We start from the raw sequence: 595 nt of genomic DNA, 5'->3' as shown, positions 1-595 counted from the left end.
CCGAGACCGGCGTCGTCGACCTCGTCCTTGCCCTCGGCCTCGAGGACCTTGTTGAGCGGTGCGAGGTCGTAGATGCCCTTCAGATCGGGCTCCTCCAGCAGGCCGGCCTTCACCGCGTGCTCCGCCTGGGTGTCGAGGGTGGCCGCCAGCGGGTCGTCGAGGAAGGTGACGGACTCCCAGGCCGGGTCGATGACCTCGGCGGGCAACTCCTTGCCCGACAGCTCCTTCAGCGCCGCGTTGGCGGAGGCCTTCGCCTTCTCCGGGTTGGCGTTGATCCACGCGTTGGTCTTCACCGAGCCGCGCAGCACGGCCTCGACGACGTCCGGATGCTCCTTGAGAAACGTCTGCGACACGATGATGTTCGTGATCACGAACTTCTTGTCGGGCCACAGGTCGGCCTCGTCGAGCAGTACCTTCGCACCCTCGGTGACCAGCTTGGACGCGGTCGGCTCCGGCACCCAGGCGCCATCGATGGAGCCGGACTTGTAGGCGTCCGGGGTCACCTTGTTGTCCGTGCGGACGACGGAGACGTCCCCCTTGCCGCTCTGCGCGTCGACCTTCCAGCCCTTCTCCGCGATCCAGTTGAGGAACGCGA

At 66.9% G+C, this 595-nt stretch carries 1 protein-coding gene; it reads right to left on the bottom strand.

Features of this window, described 5'->3' with window-relative positions; translation table 11 throughout:
* On the bottom strand, positions 1 to 595 hold a 595-nt coding region (locus ACTWQJ_RS52100), incomplete at both ends, for an ABC transporter substrate-binding protein (protein ID WP_443313311.1).

The organism is Streptomyces sp. KR55 (assembly GCF_052245645.1).
Lineage (GTDB): Bacteria > Actinomycetota > Actinomycetes > Streptomycetales > Streptomycetaceae > Streptomyces > Streptomyces flavusporus.
This window is presented reverse-complemented; position numbering and strand designations above follow the sequence as displayed.